Origin of the sequence: Streptomyces sp. H39-S7 (assembly GCF_027158205.1) — a bacterium.
Taxonomy (GTDB): Bacteria; Actinomycetota; Actinomycetes; order Streptomycetales; family Streptomycetaceae; genus Actinacidiphila.
Genome location: NZ_JAPVLU010000018.1, coordinates 73,001 through 95,165 on the forward strand (window position 1 = coordinate 73,001; position 22,165 = coordinate 95,165).

The 22,165-nt window shown below is 70.4% G+C and carries 20 protein-coding genes and 2 riboswitches; of the genes, 10 read left to right on the plus strand and 10 right to left on the minus strand.

What is annotated here, in order from left to right; translation table 11 throughout:
- Positions 1–39 precede the first annotated feature (39 nt).
- Entirely contained in the window at positions 40–2,379 is a 2,340-nt protein-coding gene (gene glgX, locus O3X23_RS19090; RefSeq protein ID WP_269272633.1) for a glycogen debranching protein GlgX, read from the minus strand.
- 283 nt (positions 2,380–2,662) lie between these two features.
- Between glgX and O3X23_RS19095 the strand changes: the two genes are divergently transcribed.
- From O3X23_RS19095 to O3X23_RS19110, 4 genes are all read left to right on the plus strand, one after another.
- Entirely contained in the window at positions 2,663–3,865 is a 1,203-nt protein-coding gene (locus tag O3X23_RS19095; protein ID WP_269272634.1) for a L,D-transpeptidase, read from the plus strand.
- A 317-nt stretch (positions 3,866–4,182) separates the two neighbouring features.
- Entirely contained in the window at positions 4,183–5,463 is a 1,281-nt protein-coding gene (locus O3X23_RS19100) for a L,D-transpeptidase (protein WP_443047893.1), read from the plus strand.
- A 79-nt stretch (positions 5,464–5,542) separates the two neighbouring features.
- Positions 5,543–6,310, plus strand: coding sequence for an enoyl-CoA hydratase/isomerase family protein (locus O3X23_RS19105; protein ID WP_269272635.1), 768 nt, complete (start codon positions 5,543–5,545; stop codon positions 6,308–6,310).
- A 333-nt stretch (positions 6,311–6,643) separates the two neighbouring features.
- Complete coding sequence (locus O3X23_RS19110) at positions 6,644–7,138, plus strand: ATP-binding protein (protein ID WP_443047894.1); 495 nt, start codon at positions 6,644–6,646, stop codon at positions 7,136–7,138.
- A 315-nt stretch (positions 7,139–7,453) separates the two neighbouring features.
- On the opposite strand, the gene O3X23_RS19115 is transcribed toward O3X23_RS19110, so the two are convergent.
- Entirely contained in the window at positions 7,454–7,933 is a 480-nt protein-coding gene (locus O3X23_RS19115; protein WP_269272637.1) for an acyl-CoA thioesterase, read from the minus strand.
- A gap of 3 nt (positions 7,934–7,936) precedes the next feature.
- Positions 7,937–8,581 (minus strand): TetR/AcrR family transcriptional regulator, encoded by a 645-nt coding sequence (locus O3X23_RS19120; RefSeq protein ID WP_269272638.1) that lies wholly within the window; start codon positions 8,579–8,581, stop codon positions 7,937–7,939.
- A 106-nt stretch (positions 8,582–8,687) separates the two neighbouring features.
- On the opposite strand from O3X23_RS19120, the gene O3X23_RS19125 reads away from it, so the two are divergent.
- Positions 8,688–8,900: an EF-hand domain-containing protein gene (locus O3X23_RS19125; protein WP_269272639.1), complete on the plus strand. Its 213-nt coding sequence runs from the start codon at positions 8,688–8,690 to the stop codon at positions 8,898–8,900.
- A 395-nt stretch (positions 8,901–9,295) separates the two neighbouring features.
- On the opposite strand, the gene O3X23_RS19130 is transcribed toward O3X23_RS19125, so the two are convergent.
- The 6 genes from O3X23_RS19130 to gcvT form a co-directional block, all read right to left on the minus strand.
- The gene (locus O3X23_RS19130) at positions 9,296–9,688 is read right to left on the minus strand and encodes a type II toxin-antitoxin system VapC family toxin (protein ID WP_269272640.1); all 393 of its coding nucleotides are present in this window, start codon (positions 9,686–9,688) and stop codon (positions 9,296–9,298) included.
- The gene (locus O3X23_RS19135; RefSeq protein WP_269272641.1) at positions 9,685–9,957 is read right to left on the minus strand and encodes a hypothetical protein; all 273 of its coding nucleotides are present in this window, start codon (positions 9,955–9,957) and stop codon (positions 9,685–9,687) included. The genes O3X23_RS19130 and O3X23_RS19135 overlap by 4 nt, the downstream gene beginning before the upstream one ends.
- A 277-nt stretch (positions 9,958–10,234) precedes the next feature.
- Positions 10,235–11,602 (minus strand): L-serine ammonia-lyase, encoded by a 1,368-nt coding sequence (locus tag O3X23_RS19140; protein WP_269272642.1) that lies wholly within the window; start codon positions 11,600–11,602, stop codon positions 10,235–10,237.
- 138 nt (positions 11,603–11,740) lie between these two features.
- A complete protein-coding gene (gene glyA / locus O3X23_RS19145) occupies positions 11,741–13,009 on the minus strand; it encodes a serine hydroxymethyltransferase (RefSeq protein WP_269272643.1) in 1,269 nt (422 codons plus the stop codon).
- Between the two features lie 48 nt (positions 13,010–13,057).
- Entirely contained in the window at positions 13,058–13,435 is a 378-nt protein-coding gene (gcvH, locus tag O3X23_RS19150) for a glycine cleavage system protein GcvH (protein ID WP_269272644.1), read from the minus strand.
- Positions 13,436–13,489: 54 nt separating this feature from the next.
- Positions 13,490–14,620 (minus strand): glycine cleavage system aminomethyltransferase GcvT, encoded by a 1,131-nt coding sequence (gene gcvT / locus O3X23_RS19155; RefSeq protein ID WP_269272645.1) that lies wholly within the window; start codon positions 14,618–14,620, stop codon positions 13,490–13,492.
- Positions 14,621–14,695: 75 nt separating this feature from the next.
- A riboswitch (glycine riboswitch) is annotated at positions 14,696–14,805 on the minus strand.
- Positions 14,806–14,901: riboswitch (glycine riboswitch) on the minus strand. It abuts the riboswitch before it with no gap.
- A 163-nt stretch (positions 14,902–15,064) separates the two neighbouring features.
- Between gcvT and O3X23_RS19160 the strand changes: the two genes are divergently transcribed.
- The 3 genes from O3X23_RS19160 (at position 15,065) to O3X23_RS19170 (ending at position 17,479) form a co-directional block, all read left to right on the plus strand.
- Positions 15,065–15,730, plus strand: coding sequence for an AAA family ATPase (locus O3X23_RS19160; RefSeq protein WP_269272646.1), 666 nt, complete (start codon positions 15,065–15,067; stop codon positions 15,728–15,730).
- An 88-nt stretch (positions 15,731–15,818) separates the two neighbouring features.
- The gene (locus O3X23_RS19165) at positions 15,819–16,559 is read left to right on the plus strand and encodes an enhanced serine sensitivity protein SseB (RefSeq protein ID WP_443047895.1); all 741 of its coding nucleotides are present in this window, start codon (positions 15,819–15,821) and stop codon (positions 16,557–16,559) included.
- A 158-nt stretch (positions 16,560–16,717) separates the two neighbouring features.
- Positions 16,718–17,479, plus strand: coding sequence for an enhanced serine sensitivity protein SseB C-terminal domain-containing protein (locus tag O3X23_RS19170; protein ID WP_269272712.1), 762 nt, complete (start codon positions 16,718–16,720; stop codon positions 17,477–17,479).
- Positions 17,480–17,507: 28 nt separating this feature from the next.
- On the opposite strand, the gene O3X23_RS19175 is transcribed toward O3X23_RS19170, so the two are convergent.
- Positions 17,508–19,037, minus strand: a complete 1,530-nt coding sequence (locus tag O3X23_RS19175) for a DUF885 family protein (protein WP_269272647.1) — start codon at positions 19,035–19,037, stop codon at positions 17,508–17,510.
- A 301-nt stretch (positions 19,038–19,338) separates the two neighbouring features.
- Between O3X23_RS19175 and O3X23_RS19180 the strand changes: the two genes are divergently transcribed.
- A complete protein-coding gene (locus O3X23_RS19180; protein ID WP_269272648.1) occupies positions 19,339–20,337 on the plus strand; it encodes an ABC transporter permease in 999 nt (332 codons plus the stop codon).
- Positions 20,338–20,400: 63 nt separating this feature from the next.
- Positions 20,401–22,158 (plus strand): ABC transporter substrate-binding protein, encoded by a 1,758-nt coding sequence (locus O3X23_RS19185; RefSeq protein WP_269272649.1) that lies wholly within the window; start codon positions 20,401–20,403, stop codon positions 22,156–22,158.
- The last annotated feature ends 7 nt before the right edge of the window (positions 22,159–22,165 follow it).

The window sequence follows — 22,165 nt, forward strand, 5'->3', positions numbered from 1 at the left end:
TCGAGTGTGGACTGGACCAATTCTCCGTGTCCAGGGGTTTCAGTCGGTGGACGTCCGCTGGGCCGGGGCGGTCGTGGCCGGGAGGGCGCGCAGCAGCAGGAGGGAGCGGCCGGGCACCGTCAACGAGCCCCCCGCCGGGTAGCCGGTGCCGGGGGGTCGCGACTGGTCCTCGGCGGTGGTGTCGAGGAGCAGTTCGTAGGAGTCGGCCCAGGGACGGCCGGGGAGGACGAAGCGGGCGGGGCGGTGCGAGGTGTGGGCGATGATCAGGAAGCTGTCGTCGGTGATGGGGACGCCCTGGGCGTCGCGCTGCGGGATGTCGTCGCCGGAGAGGTACATGCCGATGGTGTGCGACGGGGCGTACCAGTCGCCGTCGGTCATCTCGCCGCCCGCCGCCGTGAACCACGTGAGGTCCGGCAGCCCGCCGGGGGTCTGGGAGCGGCCGGAGAAGAACGCGCGGCGGCGCAGCACCGGGTGGGCGCGGCGCAGTGCGATGAGGCGGGCGGCCAGCGTGCTCAGCCCCTGCCAGTCGGGGTCGTCCAGGAGCGACCAGTCGATCCAGCTGATCTCGTTGTCCTGGCAGTACGCGTTGTTGTTGCCGCCCTGGGTGCGGCCCATCTCGTCACCGGCCACCAGCATGGGGACGCCGGTCGACAGCAGCAGCGTCGAGAGCAGGTTGCGCAGCTGGCGGCGGCGCAGGGTGTTGATCCCGGGGTCGGTGGTCGGGCCCTCGGCGCCGCAGTTCCAGGAGCGGTTGTCGTGGGTGCCGTCGTTGTTGTCCTCGCCGTTGGCCTCGTTGTGCTTGGACTCGTAGGAGACCAGGTCGCGCAGGGTGAAGCCGTCGTGCGCGGTGATGAAGTTGACCGAGGCGTACGGGCGCCGGCCGCCCCACGCGTACAGGTCGCTGGAGCCCGAGAGCCGGTAGCCGAGGTCGCGGACGTCGTGCTGGGCACCGCGCCAGAAGTCGCGCACCGCGTCCCGGTAGCGGTCGTTCCACTCCGTCCACAGCGGGGGGAAGGCGCCTACCTGGTAGCCGCCCATCCCGACGTCCCACGGTTCGGCGATCAGCTTCACCCGCCGCAGGACCGGGTCCTGGGCGATGACGGCGAGGAAGGGGGAGAGCATGTCGACGTCGTGCATGGAGCGGGCGAGCGCCGCGGCCAGGTCGAAGCGGAAGCCGTCCACCCCCATTTCCGTCACCCAGTAGCGCAGGGAGTCGGTGATCAGGCGCAGGACGTGCGGCTGCACGACGTGCAGGGTGTTGCCGCAGCCGGTGTAGTCGGCGTAGCGGCGCGGGTCGTCCTGCAGCCGGTAGTAGCCGCGGTTGTCGATCCCGCGCAGCGAGAGGGTGGGGCCCTGCTCCCCGCCTTCGGCGGTGTGGTTGTAGACGACGTCCAGGATGACCTCGATACCGGCCGCGTGCAGGGCGCGCACCATCCGTTTGAACTCGCCGACCTGCTCCCCGCGGGTGCCGCCGGCCGTGTAGGCGGCGTGCGGCGCGAAGTACCCGACGGAGTTGTAGCCCCAGTAGTTCTTCAGCCCGGCCCGCTCCAGGTGCTCCTCGTGGGCGAAGTGGTGGACGGGCAGCAGCTCGACGGCGGTGACGCCCAGTCGGGTGAGGTGCTCGATCGCGGCCGGGTGCGCCAGGCCCGCGTAGGTGCCCCGCAGCTCCTCCGGTATGCCGGGATGGCGCTTGGTGAAGCCCTTGACGTGCAGTTCGTAGATGACGGAGTCCGACCACGGCGTCTTGGGGCGGTGGTCGTCGGACCAGTCGTCGTCATCGTGGACGACGACGCCCTTGGGCACGTACGGGGCCGAGTCCCGGTTGTCGCGGACGGTGTCGGCGATCTGCCGCTCCGGCCAGTCGCGGACGTGCGCGTAGACCTCGGGCGGCAGCGTGAACTCCCCGTCCACCGCTCGGGCGTACGGGTCGAGCAGCAGCTTGGCGGGGTTCCAGCGGGCTCCGGTCCACGGGTCCCAGCGGCCGCTGACCCGGTAGCCGTAGCGCTGCCCCGGCAGCACGCCGGGCACGAAACCGTGCCAGATCTCGTGGGTCAGCTCGGTGAGCGGTGCCCGGGTCTCGGTGCCGTCCGCCTCGAACAGGCAGAGCTCGACGGATTCGGCGCCGCCCGCCCACAGCGCGAAGTTGGTCCCCGGGCGGCCGTCGGGGCCGGTGTGGAAGCGCGCGCCGAGCGGCTCCGAACTGCCGGGCCAGACCGTTCGGGGCGCGCTGCCGCCCTCGGCCTCCGGGTCGGGAACCGACTCCGCCGGCTGTTCCTGGGCGGGCCCCGGCACCGCCGGCGGAGGTGCCGTCCGCAGGCCGTTCGGCCGGGGGACCGCCTCAACGGCCTCCATGGCCTCGTGCTCGCGTGTCTCTGACACGTGCTCGCCTCCCGCGGCTCGACAGGATCCGGCCATGCGCGTCCGCGGCCACGGTACGGCGGAACCCCACGCGTCCCACTAAAGCCCTGGCCGGACGCGGCCCTTCCCGGCGTCCCGTGCCGGGTCGGTGCCGTCTCCTCCTACCATTCCTTCCCATCGGGACGCGTGGAGTCACACGTGTGATCGGTGTCGTACCTGTTGCGTGACTGTTCTCGTACAGGTGGGCGGCGGGACGTTTCCCCGGGGGTGCCCCTCTCGTTGACCCCGTGTGACGAACGCGGTTGTGAGGCGCGCCCTGAGCGCCGGGGCGGGACTGGTAGGAGCGGTAGTACTCGGCGGGCTCCTCGCCGGATGCGGGGCGGCGGGCGCCAGGGACGTCGTCCCGCAGGTGTCGGAGGCGGTCATCGTCATCACACCGGACGACGCCGCGCACGATGTGCCCGCCGACGGGCAGTTGCGGGTCGGGGTGGAGAAAGGCGAGCTGACGCAGGTCAAGGTGGCCGACGGCGAGGGCGTACCGGTCGCCGGCACCCTCGCGGAGGACCGCCGCGGCTGGCTGCCCACGGGCCGGCTGGCGCTCTCCACCCAGTACACGGTGGACGCCTACGCGGTGGACGGGCAGGGCCGGCGGGCCGCCAAGCACGCCGTGTTCACCACGCTGGTGCCCAAGCACAAGTTCATCGGCTTCTACACTCCCGAGGCCGGATCCACCGTCGGCACCGGCATGATCATCACCGTCAACTTCAACCGGCCGGTCACCGACCGTGCGGCGGTCGAGCGGGCGATCACCGTCCAGGCGAAGCCCGAGGTGGAGGTGGCCGCGCACTGGTTCGGCAGCCGGCGCCTCGATCTGCGCCCGAGAAAGCACTGGCGGGCCGGCACCGTGGTGACGATGTCGCTGCGCCTGCGGGACGTCGAGGGCGCCGAGGGCGTGTACGGCATCCAGGACAAGAACGTCCGGTTCACGATCGGCCGCGACCAGACCAGCACGGTCGACGCGGACGCGCACACCCTGACCGTGCGGCGTGGCGGCCAGGTGTTCAGGACACTGCCGATCTCGGCCGGCAGTCCTGAGCACCCCACCTATCAGGGCACGATGGTGATCGCCGAGAAGTTCGCCCTGACCCGGATGAACGGCCAGACGGTCGGCTTCGGCGGGGAGTACGACATCCCCGACGTCCCGCACGCCATGCGCCTCACCCGTTCCGGGACGTTCCTGCACGGCAACTACTGGGCCCCGCCCGGGACCTTCGGCGCCACCAACACCAGTCATGGCTGTGTGGGGCTCGCCGACGTCAAGGGCGGTCGCTCGACGACGGCGGCGGGATGGCTCTTCGAGCACTCGCTCGTCGGCGACACCGTCGAAGTGATCAATTCACATGACCGCACGGTCGCGGCGGACAACGGCATGGGCGGCTGGAATCTCAGCTGGCGGGAGTGGCGCGCGGGCTCCGCCGTGCCCCGGGACGCAGAGTCCTCCTCCTGACGCCGCCCCCTCCGCGCTCCCTCCGGGCCCGGTCCGCCCCCGGTCGACAACCGGGTGGAGGGCCGGGCCCGGAGCCCGTTTCCGGAAACGATTCCGGAGCCGGATCCGACCTCATGCCGCGCTCACAGCCGACTGGGACTGAATGGTGACAATCCCGTGTCACCGGCCCTACCTTGCGTGTGATTATCTGTCGTTTGCGTGAGCACCATGCGCGCAGAAGCCCCAGCGGCTCTGCAGCGGCCACGTGCAGGGGGGTCAGGGTCGGATCGGCCGGGCAGAATCGCTACCGGGGTGCCGTAGTCGGGCATTCCGGACGCGTGGGCGGGCGGCCGTGTGAGGGGAGCAGAAAGTTGAAGCCGATACAGGCGGCGCCGGGCGCCAGGCAGACATTGCTGGCACTGGCGCTGGGGGCGCTGCTGTTGATGACCACCGCGTGCGGTGGCGGTGGCAACGGTACGAACAGCGGTGGCACCGGCGGCACCGGCGGTGACAAGCCGGCCGGGGCGCAGGCCGGCACGACCGCGGACACCAAGGCGTCGGCCGCCGTGGTGACCATCACGCCGAAGGACGGCGCGAACAACGTGGCCACCAGCGGCGCCCTGAAGGTCACGGCCGCGAGCGGCAAGCTCAGCTCCGTCACCGTCAAGGACGACAAGGGCGCCACGGTCAAGGGCGACATTGCCGGCGACGGTGCCAGCTGGGCGCCGGCCGAGCACCTGGGCACCTCCACCAAGTACACGGTGGACGCGATCGCCAAGGACAACGACGGCCGCGAGTCCGCCAAGCACGCGGTGTTCACCACGATCACGCCGAAGGATTCCTTCGTGGGCTTCTACACGCCGGAGGACGGCCAGACCGTCGGCGTCGGCATGGAGGTCTCGCTCAACTTCAACCGGGCGATCACCGACAAGAAGGCCGTCGAGGCGGCCGTCCGGGTCACCGCTTCGCCGTCCGTCCCCGTCAAGGGCCACTGGTACGGCAACCAGCGGCTGGACCTGCGCCCCGAGAAGTACTGGGCGGCCGGCACCAAGGTGACGCTGAGCCTGCGGCTGAACGGCGTCGAGGGCGCCCCCGGCGTCTACGGCAAGCAGTCCAAGGACGTGAAGTTCACCGTCGGCCGCAGCCAGGTCAGCGTGGTCGACGCCGCGAAGCACACCATGACCGTGAGCCGTGACGGCGCGGTGATCCGCACCATCCCGATCAGCGCGGGTGCCCCGGCGAACCCCACGTACAACGGCAAGATGGTGATGACCGAGAAGTACGACGTGACCCGGATGAACGGTGACACGGTCGGCTTCGGTGGCGAGTACGACATCAAGGACGTGCCGCACGCCATCCGTCTGACCAACTCGGGCACGTTCATCCATGGCAACTACTGGGCCGCCAAGTCGATCTTCGGCGGCTCCAACACCAGCCACGGCTGCGTGGGGCTGTCCGACACGCGTGGCGCCGGTGACCCGTCCACCCCGGCCGCCTGGTTCTACAACCAGTCGATGGTGGGCGACGTCGTCCAGGTGATCAACTCCAAGGACAAGACCGTGCAGTGGTACAACGGCCTCAACGGCTGGAACCTCTCCTGGAGCGAGTGGACCAGCTGACCCGCTGAACCACTGATGTGACCTCCGTCGCCGGGCGGGCCTGTTCTTCGGGCCCGCCCGGCGAAGTAGTCTCCGGACCATGACTGTGAGCCTCGAAGTCGCCGAAGGCGTCGGCACGATCCGCGTCGACCGCCCGCCGATGAACGCACTGGACATCGCCACCCAGGACCGGCTGAAGGTGGTCGCGGAGGAGGCGGGGCGGCGCGACGACGTACGCGCCGTGGTCGTCTGGGGCGGGGAGAAGGTGTTCGCCGCCGGAGCGGACATCAAGGAGATGCAGGCCATGTCCTACGAGGGCATGGTCGACCGGTCGCGCGCCCTCCAGGAGTCCTTCACCGCGATCGCCCGCATCCCCAAGCCGGTGGTCGCCGCGGTCACCGGTTACGCACTGGGCGGCGGCTGCGAACTGGCGCTCTGCGCCGACATCCGCATCGCGGCCTCGAACGCGAAGCTGGGCCAGCCGGAGATCCTGCTCGGCCTGATCCCGGGCGCCGGCGGCACCCAGCGGCTGACGCGCCTGGTGGGTCCCTCCCGGGCCAAGGACCTGATCTTCACCGGCCGGATGGTGAAGGCCGAGGAGGCGCTCGCCATCGGCTTGGTCGACAAGGTCGTCCCCGCGGAGCAGGTCTACGCCGAGGCGCACGCCTGGGCCGAACGCCTCGCCCGCGGCCCCGCGTACGCGCTGCGCGCGGCGAAGGAGGCCATCGACGGCGGCCTGGAGACGGACCTGGAGACCGGACTGACCATCGAACGTGCCCTGTTCGCCGGGCTGTTCGCGACGGCCGACCGCGAGACGGGCATGCGCAGCTTCGTCGAGGACGGCCCGGGTAAGGCGAAGTTCCACTAGGCATCGCCCGGGGCGGGACGTCCGGGGAAGGGTCGGGCGCGGGTCCGCCGTGGACCGGCGCCCGACCCACCGCACCTCTTTCGGGGGCCTGTTGACATTGGGCCGACCGGGTGGCGGGACCTTAAAACAACCTTAAGCAAGCCTTAAGGAAAGTGCGGCCGACCGGGCTGGTAGCTGATCGTCAGCGCGTCATCACTGCAGGTCACGACAGCTTCTGATCGATGATCGATGCCCATGGCATATGCCTGGGAACGCTTCTGGAACCCCTCATTCCGCTCGGCCAATTCCGTCGGATCCACCCCGAACCCCCTCCGGTGCGGCCATGATGAACGCATGGCGGGCCGGGGAGCATCGGAACAACCGCAGCGGGCGGGCATCGCCGCTGCGGAGTGGCCGTCGGCGGCGCCCGACGAGGCGGCCGCCAAAGCCCTCGATCTGGTCGGGGACCCGTCGGTGGAAGAGGTCCGGCTGACCTCGCGGCCCGAATCGGCCTCGACCGCGCGCCGGCTCTCCGTCTCGGTGGTGCGCCAGTGGGCGCTTCCGCAACTCGCGGACACCGTCGAGTTACTGGTCTCGGAGTTGGTCGGAAACGCCGTCCGGCACACCGGCGCCCGCACCTTCGGGATCCGGATGCTGCACCGCCGCGGCTGGATTCGCGTGGAGATCCGCGACCCCTCGCGGGCGCTGCCCTGCCTGCTGCCGGTCCGCGAGCTCGACATCAGCGGCCGCGGCCTCTTCCTTGTCGACAAGCTTTCCGACCGCTGGGGTGTCGACCTCCAGCCGCGCGGCAAGACGACGTGGTTCGAACTGCGCGTCCTGGACCGCTGAGGGCCGTACGTCCTTACCTTCCTCCGGTGCAACGCGAAGAGGCCCTCTCGTGTCGTTGTACGACACGGTGAGGGCCTCTTCGTACCGCCGCGGAGCAAGGGGGGGTGTGGTCCGCGGCGCCCGAGGAACGGCTCAGCCCGGGTCAGGGGGCCGTTGGCACCGACTCTGACACAGGGGGCAGGGGGCAGGCAAACCCTTATTTGGGACATTTGATAGCATAAGGAACTAATCGCTTGCGTATGGGGGAGTGAACTGTGCCACTTGCCTTGTAAACAGCGAATATGAAGTGACTCGATCTTGCTTTCGAACCATTCGCTATGCGGTGGATCGTATGGACCCGGTGCTCATCAGGGGGATCGCGGCCGCACGCAGCTCGTCGCTCAGCGGGCTGGGGCGCAGGGTGGCCGGGTCCAGCTTGACCTGGGCCCGGCGCCCCGACGCGTGCACGGTCCCGTGGTCGGCGGAGAGCAGGCGGAAGCCGTACACGATGCTGGTGCGCCCCAGGTGCTCGATCCAGATGTGCACAGCCGCGTCGCCCGCGCCGAGGATCGGCGCCAGGTACTCGATCCGGAACTCACGGACCGCGAGGAACGTGTCGTCGTACTGGGTGCGGTCCGCGGTGTACGACCAGCCCCGGTCGACCCAGTAGGCGGTGATCGCGCGCTCGACGAACAGCGCGTAGCGGGCGTTGTGGACCATTCCCAGGGCGTCGAGGTCGTCGAAGTGGATCTGGACGGGGAAGATCTGCGCGGCCGGCGCCTCGGGGGCGGCCGGCGGCTGGGCGGTGGTCGTCATGGTTCAGCTCTCCGGGAGGATCGAAGGGTCGGTGCAGCGGGATCTGAGCCGTTCCAGGACGGCCCGGTGCGCTTGGGCGAAGACGGTGGCCCGGTCCATGAGCCGGGAGCGGGTGACGACGGCCTCGCCGAGCGCGTCGATCTCGAACGTCAGCTGGGCGGCGTCCACGTCCGCCCGCAGCTCGCCGAGGGCGATCGCCTCCTCGACGAGGTCCTGGATGTGCCGCACCCAATCGGTGACCGACTGGGCGACGCGGTCGCGCACCGCGCCGGGCCGGTCGTCGAACTCCGTCTGTACGGCGGCGAAGAAGCAGCCGCCGGGCAGCACGTCCTCGGCGTAGAAGGCCAGCCGGGCCTCGTGCAGGGCGAGCAGCCGCCGCACCCCGGCCGGCGCGTCCTGCGCCGGCCGCATCACGAGCGCGCCCCACTGCTTGCGGGCCCGGTCGATCACGTCGAGCTGGAGCTGTTCCTTGTCCCGCCAGTGCGCGAACAGTCCGGACTTGCTCACCCCGAGCGCTCCGGACAGCCGGGCCAGGGAGAGCCCGTCCAGTCCGTCCACCGAGGCGAGGGCCACGGCCGTGTCCAGCACGGCCTGCCGCGTCCGCTCCCCGCGTACGCGCCTGCCGTCGGGCCGCTCGCTGTCTGCCATGGCATCACCGTAACAGAAAGACGACCGACCGGTCGCACTTATTGTTCGGGTCGGAAACCCCGATAATCTGAGCTCGTCAATCAGGCACAGAGAAGGGGCGGGTCACGTGGCGGACATCGAGGCAGCGAAGAGGGCTTTCGACCGGTATGACCTCGACAAGGACGGTCAGATCACGGCGGCCGAGTACAAGAAGGTCATGGCCGAGCTCGGGGACTTCTACACCACCGAGCCGGTCGCCCAGGCCGTGATCAACGCCAACGACACCGACGGTGACGGGCAGCTCTCGTGGGACGAGTTCTGGGCCAAGCTGCAGGGCTGACGCCCGTGAGCGGGGGGCTGACGCCCACGACTGGGCCCGGCACCATGAGGTGCCGGGCCCCAGTCGTTCCGGCCCGGCGGCCTCAGCACTCGATGACGTTGACCGCGAGGCCGCCGCGCGCCGTCTCCTTGTACTTCACCTTCATGTCAGCCACTTTTGATCATGGACTTGACCTGCGATTTTGGCGCAGCAAGGTTCGATTCGCAACACGTCAGGGACTAGCCAGGGACTTTCACCCGACGGCTACCTGCAAGGTGTCCGGCGGCACTCGGCACCCATGGGGCGGGGTGGGATCGCACACCGAATGTTGGTGTTCTCGCGTCGAGGCCGGCTTTGTTGAACTGGCGTACTCGTCATGCGTAGGTCTCGGGTCCGAATCCCGCACGGGGGACGGGTCAGATCTTGATCACGCGGATACCTGGGCCGCACAGCATCAGGAGATCCTCAGGGTCCGACGTCAGGACGGTCACGGGGGCGGGCGAAGCGAGTGCGGTGGCGGACACGATGGCGTCGAGTGCGTACTTGTGGCCGTGCAGCCCCGCCGTGGCGAGCAGCTTGCTCGCGTGGCGGGCGATGGCCTCCGTGGGCGGGATGATGTTCACGCGTGAGACGGCGTGGTCGAAGCGGGCCTGGTTGGTCCTGGGATCGCGCGCTTCGACGAGTGTGACGGAGCTGGTGATGACGCGGATGTCCTCGGCCTCGGCTGCGGCCAGCCATTCGGTGAGTTCCGGTGTGCGTCGTACGAGCTTGGACAGGCCTTCGCAGTCCAGGACGAGGGTGCCGCTCACGCGGCGTCCGCCGAACCCGCCGTGGCGCCGCGCAGAAGCGCTCGCTTGGCCTCAACCGCGGCCTGGTCGACCGGGCCGTGCTCGGCTTCCGCGTCCTCGATGAGCTCGCGCAGCCGGTCCCGTTCCAGCTGGCGCTGAATGAGGGCCTCGACGTACGCGGACATGCCCCGGTTGCCGGTGCGCGCCTTGAGGGCCGCGATGGTGCCTTCATGGAGCGAGACGGAGACCGGACGGACGGGGCCTTCTCCGGGCGCTGGCGAGGTGGTCATGACGCTACATTAACAAAAGTCTTGTTATTGGAGTCGGGTGATTTTGGGCGCCACCCTGCGGACCGCGGCCCATCCTCAAGGTCACCAATGGCTTCCCCACAGGCGCCGAGCGGCTGGCGATGGAGCTTGGGTGGCCGCTCTTCGCCAGGGATCTCCCAGGGACTTTTCAGGGACTTTCAGCTCTGTCACGGGGACTCTTCAGGGACGATCCGCCGTGCGGACGGGGAAGGCCGTGACAGAGCTGAAAGAACCGGAACCGCTGATCAGATGCGGTTTCTCAGCACTCGATGACGTTGACCGCGAGGCCGCCGCGCGCCGTCTCCTTGTACTTCACCTTCATGTCAGCGCCGGTCTCCTTCATGGTCTTGATGACCTTGTCGAGGGAGACGTGGTGCCGGCCGTCGCCGCGCATGGCCATCCGGGCGGCCGTGATGGCCTTCACCGCGGCCATGCCGTTGCGCTCGATGCACGGGATCTGGACCAGGCCGCCGACCGGGTCGCAGGTCAGGCCCAGGTTGTGCTCCATGCCGATCTCGGCCGCGTTCTCGACCTGCTCGGGGGAGCCGCCCAGCACCTCGGCGAGGGCGCCGGCCGCCATCGAGCAGGCGGAGCCGACCTCGCCCTGGCAGCCGACCTCGGCGCCGGAGATGGAGGCGTTCTCCTTGAAGAGCATGCCGATCGCGCCGGCGGCGAGCAGGAAGCGGACGACGCCCTCCTCGTCGGCACCGGGCACGAAGTTCATGTAGTAGTGCAGGACGGCCGGGATGATGCCGGCCGCGCCGTTGGTGGGCGCGGTGACGACCCGGCCGCCCGCCGCGTTCTCCTCGTTGACGGCCATCGCGTAGAGGGTGACCCACTCCATCGCGAGCGCCTTCGGGTCGCCCTCCACCCGCAGCTGCCGGGCGGAGTTGGCGGCGCGGCGGCGGACCTTGAGGCCGCCGGGGAGTATGCCCTCGCGGGACATGCCGCGCGAGACGCACGCCTGCATGACGCCCCAGATCTCCAGCAGCCCGGTACGGATCTCGGCCTCGCTGCGCCAGGCCTTCTCGTTCTCCAGCATCAGGGCGGCGATCGACAGGCCGGTGTCGCGGGAGAGCCGCAGCAGTTCGTCGCCGGTGCGGAAGGGGTGGCGCAGCACGGTGTCGTCGAGCTTGATCCGGTCCTCGCCGACCGCGTCCTCGTCGACGACGAACCCGCCGCCCACCGAGTAGTACGTCTTCTCCAGGAGGGGCGCGCCGTCCGTGTCGTAGGCGAAGAGCGTCATGCCGTTGGCGTGGTACGGCAGGGAGCGGCGGCGGTGCAGGATCAGCTGGGACGAGGCGTCGAAATCGATCTCGTGGGCGCCGAGCAGGTTGAGCCGGCCGCTGGTGCGGATGCGGGCCACCTCGTCGTCGGCGGTCCCGACGTCGACCGTGCGGGGGGAGTGGCCCTCCAGGCCGAGCAGCACCGCCTTGGGGGTGCCGTGGCCGTGGCCGGTGGCGCCCAGTGAGCCGAAGAGCTCGGCGCGGACGCTCGCGGTGTGGGCGAGCAGTCCCTCGTTCTTGAGGCGGTGGGCGAAGATCCCGGCGGCGCGCATGGGGCCGACGGTGTGTGAGCTGGACGGGCCGATGCCGATCGAGAACAGGTCGAAGACCGAGATGGCCACGAGAAGACTCCTTGGTCGAGCAGACGCCGTTGTCTGCCGGGTAGTGCGCGGGACAGGGGGTGCGGGGGACATGGTGCGGGGCACCGGCTCACCTTCCAGTGTGCGCGGTGCCCCGACCTGACGCGTACGGCGGGCTGATTACAGTCCGGGGTACAGCGGGTGCTTCGCCGCCAGTGCGGAGACGCGGGCGGACAGGTGCTTGGCCTGGTCCTCGTCGAAGGCCGGCTTCAGGGCCTCGGCGATGATGTCGGCGACCTCGGTGAAGTCCTCGGTGCCGAAGCCGCGGGTGGCCAGCGCCGGGGTGCCGATCCGCAGGCCCGAGGTGACCATCGGGGGACGCGGGTCGTTCGGGATGGCGTTGCGGTTGACCGTGATGCCGACCTGGTGGAGCCGGTCCTCGGCCTGCTGGCCGTCGAGCTCGCTGCTGCGCAGGTCGACCAGGACGAGGTGCACGTCGGTGCCGCCGGACAGCACCGAGACGCCGACCTCGGTCAGGTCGGGCTGGATGAGGCGCTCGGCGAGGATCTTGGCGCCTTCGAGGGTACGGACCTGGCGGTCCTTGAACTCGTCGGTGGCCGCGGCCTTGAAGGCCACTGCCTTGGCCGCGATCACGTGCTCCAGCGGGCCGCCCTGCTGGCCGGGGAAGACCGCGGAGTTGATCTTCTTGGCGTACTCGGCCTTGGAGAGGATCACGCCACCGCGCGGGCCGCCGAGCGTCTTGTGGGTCGTGGTGGTGACCACGTCCGCGTACGGCACGGGGGAGGGGTGCAGCCCGGCCGCGACGAGGCCCGCGAAGTGGGCCATGTCGACCATCAGGAGGGCGCCGACCTCGTCCGCGATGCGGCGGAACTCGGCGAAGTCGAGCTGGCGGGGGTAGGCCGACCAGCCCGCGATGATCAGCTGCGGGCGGTGCTCCTTGGCGAGGCGCTCGACCTCCTCCATGTCGACGAGGCTGGTCTTCTCGTCGACGTGGTAGGCCGCGACCTTGTAGAGCTTGCCGGAGAAGTTGATCTTCATGCCGTGGGTGAGGTGCCCACCGTGTGCCAGGTCCAGGCCGAGGATGGTGTCGCCCGGCTTGATCAGGGCGAACATCGCGGCCGCGTTGGCCTGGGCGCCGGAGTGCGGCTGCACGTTCGCGGCCTCGGCGCCGAACAGCGCCTTGACCCGCTCGATGGCGAGCGTCTCGATGACGTCGACGTGCTCGCAGCCGCCGTAGTAGCGGCGGCCGGGGTACCCCTCGGCGTACTTGTTGGTCAGGACCGAGCCCTGGGCCTCCAGGACGGCGACCGGCGCGAAGTTCTCCGAGGCGATCATCTCGAGGGTGGACTGCTGGCGGTGCAGCTCGGCGTCGACGGCGGCGGCGACGTCCGGGTCGAACTCATGAAGGGAGCTGTTCAGGAGCGACATGGGATCTTCCTGGTCGAGGTCGGGATCACGGAGCGGGGTCCGGGAGGCTCAGCTGCCGGTGAAGGCGGAGTACTCCTCGGCGGAGAGCAGGTCCGAGGGCTCGTCCGACGTCTTCACCTTGAACAGCCAGCCGCCCTCGAAGGGGGCCGAATTGACGAGGGAGGGGTCGTCGACGACGTCCTGGTTGATCTCCGTGACCTCGCCCGTGACGGGGGAGTACAGGTCGCTGACCGACTTGGTCGACTCCAGTTCGCCGCAGGTCTCGCCGGCGGTGACGGCGGCTCCGACCTCCGGGAGCTGGACGAAGACGACGTCACCGAGCGCGTCGGCGGCGTGCGAGGTGATGCCCACGGCGGACACTCCGGCCTCAGAGGCGGAGAGCCACTCGTGCTCCTTGCTGTAGCGCAGCTGCTGGGGGTTGCTCATAACGGAATTCTCCCGGATGTGAAGGTGTGCTCGCGCGAGGGGTGGGCGGGTCGGTCAGCGCTGTCGCTTGTAGAAGGGCAGCGCAACCACCTTGTGCGGCTCTTGAGCGCCGCGGATGTCGACGGCCACGCCCTCGGTGCCGGGCGCGGCGTGGGCCGCGTCGACGTAGGCGATGGCGATGGGCTGTCCGAGGGTCGGGGAGGGCGCACCGGAGGTGACCTCGCCGATCACGGTGCCGTCGGCGGCGGTGACCGGGTACCCGGCGCGCGGCACGCGGCGGCCCTCGGCGATCAGCCCGACCAGCTTGCGCGGCGGCTGCTCGGCCGCCTTCTCGGCTGCGGCGGTCAGTGCGGTGCGTCCGACGAAGTCGCCCGGCTTGTCGAACTTCACGACCCGGCCCAGACCGGCGTCGAACGGAGTGGTGGCGGTGGTCAGCTCATGCCCGTAGAGCGGCATGCCGGCCTCCAGGCGCAGCGTGTCGCGGCAGGACAGGCCGCACGGGATGAGGCCGACGCCGGCCCCCGCCTCGGTGATCGCCTTCCACAGCGACTCGGCGTGTTCGGGGGCCACGAAGAGCTCGAAGCCGTCCTCGCCGGTGTAGCCGGTGCGGGCGATCAGCGCGGGGACGCCCGCGACGGTCCCGGGCAGTCCCGCGTAGTACTTGAGCCCGTCCAGGTCGGCGTCGGTCAGGCCCTTCATGATGCCGGGGGACTCGGGGCCCTGGACGGCGATCAGCGCGTACGCGTCGCGGTCGTCGCGGACCACGGCGTCGAACGCCGTGGCGCGCTCGGTGACGGCGTCCAGCACGACCTGGGCGTTGCCGGCGTTGGCGACGACCATGTACTCGTCCTCGCCGAGGCGGTAGACGATCAGGTCGTCCACGATCCCGCCGTCGGCGGCGCAGATCATCGTGTAGCGGGCCCGGCCGACGGCCAGCGCCGAGATGTGGCCGACGAGCGCGTAGTCCAGCGCCTCGCCCGCCTGCGGGCCGGTGACGGTGATCTCGCCCATGTGCGAGAGGTCGAACAGGCCGGCGCGGGTGCGGACGGCGGTGTGCTCGTCGCGCTCGCTGGCGTAGCGCAGCGGCATGTCCCAGCCGGCGAAGTCGGTCATCGTCGCGCCCAGAGCGCGATGCAGGGTGTCGAGCGCGGTACGGCGCGGGGCGTCGTGGGGCGGCTGGCTCATCAGGCGGGCTCCCGGTACAGACGTGGTGAGACTCTCATGGCATGGACAAAGGATGACGAAACCCCGAAAGGAGGGGCCTCCCCATCTGTCATCGGAACCTGAGAGGTTCACCGCGGCCCTGGGGCCCCGGCTTGCACCTTGGGTGGGACGGGTCGTGAACGGACCCGTCCGCTTTTCAGATGTGCCTCGCCCGCGCGGTGACTGTGCCTGAGAGATTCAAGGGAGGACTTGCTCCTTCGGCGCCCTGCTCATGATGGCAGGGACTCTCCCGCGCGGCCTCGAACGGCCAGTATGCAAGTTGTGGCGCTCATCATTGCATGCGGCGGAAGCCACCGGGCCTCTGGGGATTCCCTTTACTTGCCATTACCCTCTCTTTACTGCCAGTGGCCGGCCTCCGACGGGGCCCCGGCCGCCGGGCGGGGTGAACGGGGGGAGGCGGGGGCCGTGCAGGTGGACGAGTGGGCGGCCGGGACGACGCTGCGCTACCCGGCGGGGGACGTGCTGGTCGTGTCGGGACTGCCGGGCAGCGGAAAGAGCACGCTCATGCGGCGCGCCGTCGACGAGCGGGAGGCGACCGGCACCGGCGGGTCCGGGGCGGTCCGCCGGATCGACTCGCAGGACGTACGGCTGCACTGGGAGGCGTTGATGCCGGCCCTGCTCCCGTACGCGGCGTACCGCCCGCTGGTGCGGCTCGACCACTACGCGAGGCTGCGCCGCGCACTGCGCACCGGCGCCAGCCTCGTCGTGCACGACTGCGGCTCGCTGGCCTGGGTGCGGCGCTGGCTGGCCCGCGACGCCCGGCGCCGCGGCCGGGGGCTGCACCTGCTCGTGCTGGACGTCCCGGAGGACGCGGCCCGCGCCGGGCAGCTCGCTCGCGGCCGGATGGTGTCCGGGTACGCCATGGCCCGGCACCGCAGGGCCGCCCGGCGGCTGGTGGCGCTGGCCGGACCCGGCGGACGGCCCGACGGCTGCGTCTCCGCGCTGCTCCTGGACCGGTCCGCGGCGGGCGCGGTGCGGCGGATAGTCTTCGGCGGCGCCCTGGCGGTCCCCTGGGCCTCCCCGGCGGCCGTTACCGCGGATCAGGGCAGTCGCCAACCCGGCAACCGCTAGGGTTCGGCAGGGCGGCAGGCGTCGCAGACGCCGGGCACCGGCCGCACCCGGCAGACATTCCCGGCTCTACTCCGCGAGGCACAGCGCAGTGAACCCGCAGCACGTGGCCGACCCCTGGCCCGCCAACGAACTCGAGGCCGTATTCGCCGCGAGCGTCGGTCTCCCGGGCGCCAACGCCCGGCTCCTCGAAGTGCTCGGCCGCTCCCCGCTGTGGGTGCCGCTGCCCAACGGCGGCGGTCCCGACAGCAGGGACCTGGACCTGCCGTCCTTCGAGATCGACGGCACCCTGTACATACCGGTGTTCAGTTCCGAGCAGCAGTTCCTGCGGGCCGCCCAGGGGATGGCCTGCACCGTCGCGCCGGCCCGGGAGTTCGCCCGGGGGCTGCCCCCGGAGGTCGGCATCGCCGTCAACCCCGGCGGGACGGCCGGGATCCCGCTGCCGCCCCCCGTCGTCCAGGACCTCTGCCGCTCCGACCGCGACCCGCGGACGCCGACCGGTGGCCGGGTCCGGCTATGGGAGCCGGATCCGGACGACGAACCGGTGGACTTCCTCGCCGCCGCGGCCGGCGAGTTCGCCGTCACCCCGGTGGTGCTCTCCGCGCGGCGCGCGGTCGCCAGCGTGGAGGGCGCGCCGCCGCAGCTGTTCGTCGGCGTCGAGCTCGACCGCTGGCAGGAGGAGGACCGGGCCGCCGCGATGGACGCGCTCGGCCGGGCTCTCGGCGCGGCGCCGCTGTCGCTGCCGGTGCAGCTGATCCTGCTGGACATCGCCCAGGACCCCGTCGGCGACTGGATGCTGGAGCGGGTCCGGCCCTTCTTCGGACGGGACTGAGGCCGTGCGCTGTCTGCGGGGGCGTACAACCTGGTTTGATGGCGGGCGGTGCACAGGCGTGCGCCGCACCCGGTGACACCGGTGGCGGAGAGAAGGGGCGGACCCACGTGATCGCGGGCGCGCAAGGCGGTGCGGCGGCAGCCGGCCACGTCGAGCAGATGCTTCGGCAGGTGGCGCCCGGACGATTCGACGCCTACGAGGACCTGCTCGTGTCACTCGCCGGCGGCCAGGTCTGGATGCTGCTGTGGCACGGCTCACCCGGCTCCCCGGACGCCCAGTACGGGAACATGGAGATCGACGGCTACGGCTACGCGCCGGCCGTAACCTCCGCCCAGGAGCTCGCCACCAGTGGCTGGAACCGGGCCCACGAGGTCGTGCAGGGCCGCGACATCGCCACCGCGCTCTTCCCCGAGCGCTGGGGACTGTGGCTGAATCCGCACGCCCCGGGCGGCGGCGTCGGCATCCCCTGGCTCGACCTGCGCCGGATCGCCACCGGCCTCGACCGGCTGCCCGCGGGGCCGCTGCAGATCGGCGAGCCCGCCCTGCAGATCCCGCAGTTCTACGCCCTGCTCTCGCAGCACGCCCACCGGACGCCGGCCGTACGGTCGCTGCGCCGCGCATGGGTGCAGCCCGCGGTCGGCGAGCCGTATCTCGCCATCGGCCTGGACATGTACGACTCCTCGCCGCAGGCGGTGGAGGCGGTACGCCTGATGATGCAGCAGTCCATCAGCGGAGTGCCGGACGGGCTGGCCGTCTCCACGGTCGCCATGGCGGACGAGTACGACCCCGTCGCCATGTGGATGCGGACGAACGGCCAGCCCTTCTTCGACCGTGAGGCGCACGCCGCCTCCGGCCCGGCCCCCGCGGCCGCCTGGGGCTGGCCGCAGCAGGGCTGGCCGCAGGGCCAGGCGCCGCGCTAGGTCCCGCCCGACCGCGGCCCGTGCGGGGTCACGCCCCGGTCAGTGCTGCCCCGATCAGGCCGAGCGGCGGGCTGCCGAGGTCGAGCAGCGCGCCGTGGAAGCGTTCCAGCGAGAAGCCGGAACCCCAGTCGCGGCGGGCCCGCTCGCGCAGCCGCATGATCTCCAGCTTGCCCCAGGTGTACCGGCCGTAGGCGGCGTCGAAGGTGCCGCGGCGGGCCTCGGAGGCGGCGCCCGCGCGCGCCAGGTGGGCGTCGCGCATGAACAGCTCGGTGGCCTCGTCGACCGTCAGCGCGCCGGTGTGCAGGCCGATGGCGCAGGAGAGCCGGGTGACGCGCACCAGCGCCTCCAGGGCCACCCCGATGGCGAACCGCGGGTCGCGGGCCCGGAAGCCCTCTTCGAGGCAGACCTCCTCGACGTAGTGGGCCCAGCCCTCGCAGAAGGACAGCGAGTGCAGCACCCGTCGTACGGGCGTGGGCGCGCGGCGCAGTGAGCGCCCGTGCGCGAAGTGGCCGGGGGCGACCTCGTGCACGGTGATCGAGGGGAGGCTCGTGCGGCTGAAAACCGTCAGCCACTCCTCCCGCTCGGCTTCCGGCCAGTCGGGCTCCGGCGGGGTGACGTGGTACCAGGAGGCGGCGTCGGGTTCACCGGGCGCGGCCCAGGACATCATCGCCATCGCCCAGCGGCGGGAGGCCGGCGCCGGGCCGACCTGGCAGTCGCCGTCCAGGTGCGGCGCGAGCCGCTTGGCCCGGGTGAACTCGATGACCTCCTCGGTCAGTCGGGCGGCCTCCGGGATGACGCCGTCGGCGGCGGGGTGGTCGGCGAGGAGTTCCGCGATCAGATCGTCGACGTCGCGGTTCGGATCGAGCGCGCGGCAGGACTCGGTCAGCAGCTCCGTCAGCCGGTCCCGCTCGCGGGCCGCCTCGGCGGCCAGGGCCGTCAGGTCGACCGGCAGGCCCTCCTGAGCACCCATCAGCGCGGCCAGCGCGTCCCCGCCGAGCCGCGGGTCGGGGTCGCCGGTCCTGGCGGCGCGGACCACGTGCGCCACCAGCCGCTCGTGCGCGGGGAGCGCCGCGGCGGCCTCGGGGCCCTGGTCCGGGTGGAGTCCGGCGGCCAGGCCCCGGACGGCGCCGAGGAGCGCGGTCGCGACGGGCGCGCTCACGCGGTCGAGCGAGGTGATGGCAGCGTCCACCGCCTCCGGCCACTGCGCCAGGTGCTTGAGCCGGGCGGCGGCCCGCTCCTCCCGGGGGGCGTACTCCCTTTCGTAGCAGGCCAGTTCCAGGTTGGACAGGTGGGGGTACGGGTCGCGGCGGTGCAGCTCCAGCTCGCCGTACTGGACCCGCAGCGACTCCTCGAAGACGGCCAGGTGCGCGTCGTCATGGCGCTCGCGCGCGCCGTCCGGAGCCGGGCGCCCGCGCCGCGCGTGCGCGAGGGCCGACAGTCCGCGCCGGACGCCGGCGGGCGACAGATCCTGTACCCGCCCGTCGTACTCGTGCAGACCGGCCATTTCCCGGACAGTGGGGATCATCAGGTCGCACACCGCATGCAGCCGATCATTCATGAGCCGACGTTACCTCCGGTCCGAGCCCATAACGGACGATGATTCGCCAGATCACAGTTGCGCATCCATTCGTTCTGAAGTCTGGCGGGTGATCGCGGACTGGATGAAGACTCTCGCCGCAAGGGGCTCGCGGCCCCGGCGAACACCTGCTCCGCCTGCACCAACAGCACTGCCTGCACCGCCTGTTTTCCCTGCAATTCGCAAGGCACAGCACAGCAGCACGACTGATGAGTGAAGAGCAAAGCCGCTACAGCGGCGGGCGCGCGCCGGTTATCCGCCGGCGAGAGGGGTCAGTTTCACCATGACCGCACCGATCGAGACCACTGCCGCACAGGCCGGGGCGCAGCCCGAGGCCATTCTCAGTGGGGTCGAAAAGAGTCAGATCGAGGGACGTTCCCTCGGCCAGATCGCCTGGCTGCGCTTCCGGCGCGACAAGGTGGCCGTGGCCGGAGGGATCATCGTGATCCTCCTGGTGCTGCTTGCCGTGCTGGCGAAGCCGATCGAGGCGATCTTCGGACTGGACCCCAACGAGTTCCACCAGGATCTGGTCGACCCGGTACTCCTCGCGCCCAAGGGCGCCTGGGGCGGCATGAGTTGGGAACACCCGCTCGGCGTCGACCCGCAGTTCGGCCGCGACCTGCTGGCCCGGGTGATCGAGGGTTCGTGGGTGTCGCTGCTCGTGGCGACCGGCGCGACGATCCTGTCCAACGTCATCGGTACGGTGCTCGGCGTCATCGCGGGCTACTACGGCGGCTGGGTCGACAGCGTGATCAGCCGCATGATGGACACCTTCCTGGCCTTTCCCCTGCTGCTCTTCGCGATCTCCATTTCGGCGTCGTTGCAGGACGGCGCGTTCGGGCTGGACGGACTTCCCCTCCGCATCTGCGTATTGATCTTCGTCATCGGATTCTTCAACTGGCCCTACATGGGCCGAATTGTGCGCGGGCAGACCCTCAGCCTGCGCGAACGTGAGTTCGTGGAGGCCGCCCGCAGCCTGGGTGCCCGCGGTCCGTTCATTCTCTTCCGTGAGCTGCTCCCCAATCTTGTGGCGCCGATCCTCGTGTATTCGACGCTGCTGATTCCGACCAACATCATTTTCGAGGCGGCACTGAGCTTCCTCGGGGTCGGAATCGCCCCGCCGCAATCCTCCTGGGGCGGCATGCTCACCAGCGCGATCGACCTCTACGAGGCGGATCCGCAATACATGATCGTGCCCGGACTGGCGATCTTCGTCACCGTCCTGGCCTTCAACCTGCTGGGCGACGGGCTGCGCGACGCCCTCGATCCCCGCAGCAAGTGACCCGCGGCGCGACCTTCCGCGCGCGGCTGTGTATCTCCACCGAACGAGGGGGCTTTCCTCGGCATGAACAGCAGAAAAGCGACAGCGGTGCTGGCGCTTGCCACGGCTCTGGCCTTGGGAGCGTCCGCTTGCAGCAGCAGCGACAACAAGAAGACCACCGAGGGCAAGGGATCGAGCGCGGGCACCGACGCCGCTCTCACCCAGGTCGTCAACAAGAGTGACAAGGCGGGCGGGACCGTCTCGTACGAGCACTCCGACGTGCCCGACTCGCTCGACCCGGGGAACACGTACTACGGCTGGGTGCAGAACTTCTCCCGGCTGTACGGCCGCACGCTGGTCACCTTCAAGCCCGCCGCGGGCGCCGAGGGCCTGCAGATCGTCCCCGACCTGGCCACCGGCCTCGGCAAGGCCAGCGCCGACGCCAAGACCTGGACGTACACGCTGCGCAAGGGCGTGAAGTACGAGGACGGCACCGAGGTCACCTCCAAGGACGTCAAGTACGCGATCGAGCGCAGCAACTTCGCGCCCGAGGCGCTGTCCAACGGCCCGACGTACTTCAAGGCGTACCTGGTCGGCGGTGACGCGTACAAGGGTCCGTACAAGGACAAGAGCCCCGGCGGCCTCGCGTCCATCGAGACCCCGGACGACTCGACGATCGTCTTCCACCTGAGCAAGCCCTTCGCGGACTTCGACTACCTGGCGACGTTCTCGCAGACCGCCCCCGTGCCCGCGGCCAAGGACACCGGCGCCCAGTACGTGAAGCACATCATGTCGACGGGCCCGTACAAGTTCGAGTCCTACGACGACGGCAAGAGCGCCGTCCTGGTGCGCAACCCGCAGTGGACCAAGGAGAACGACCCGCTGCGTCCCGCGCTCCCCGACAAGATCACGATGAAGTTCAAGGTGAACGGCGTCACGATCGACAAGGACCTGCTGGCCGGCACCATCACGGCCGACGCGGCCGGCGCGGGCGTGCAGCCCGCGAGCCAGCCGCAGGTGCTGAAGGCGGACAACAAGAAGAACACGGACAACTCCTACGCGGGAGCCACGTCCTACCTGGCGCTGAACCTGCACGTGAAGCCGTTCGACAACCCCGACTGCCGCAAGGCGATCCAGTGGGCGATCGACAAGACCTCGGTGCAGACCGCGGCGGGCGGCAACGTGAAGGGCGACGTCGCCACGACGCTGCTGCCGCCGTCGGTCAACGGCTACAGCAAGTTCGACCTCTACCCGACGCCGGGCAACAAGGGCGACTCGGTGAAGGCCAAGGCCGCGCTGACCGCCTGCGGCCAGCCCGGCGGCTTCACCACCAACCTGTCGGCGCGCTCCGACCGCCCCTCCGAGATGGCGGCGGCGACGGCGATCCAGAACTCGCTGAAGCAGGTCGGCATCACGGCCAACATCAAGAGCTTCCCGGCCGGTAAGTACTTCTCCAACTTCGCGGGTGTCCCGGACTACGTCCACGCCCACGGCATCGGCATGATGATGATGGCCTGGGGCGCCGACTGGCCGACCGGCTACGGCTTCCTCGACCAGATCATCGACGGCAGCGCCATCAAGCCGTCGGGTGGCAACAACCTGATGGAGCTGAACGACCCGGCCATCAACAAGGCCCTGTCGGACGCCATCGCCAACACGGACAGCGGTGCCCGCACCAAGGCGTGGGGCGAGATCGACAAGCTGACCATGGAGAACGGGTCCGTGGTGCCGCTGCTGTACCGCAAGAACCTGCTCTACCGGCCGCCGTCCGCGACCAACGTCACGATCACCCAGGCCTACCTGGGCATGTACGACTACCTGCTGCTGGGCTCCTCCAAGTAACCGGAAG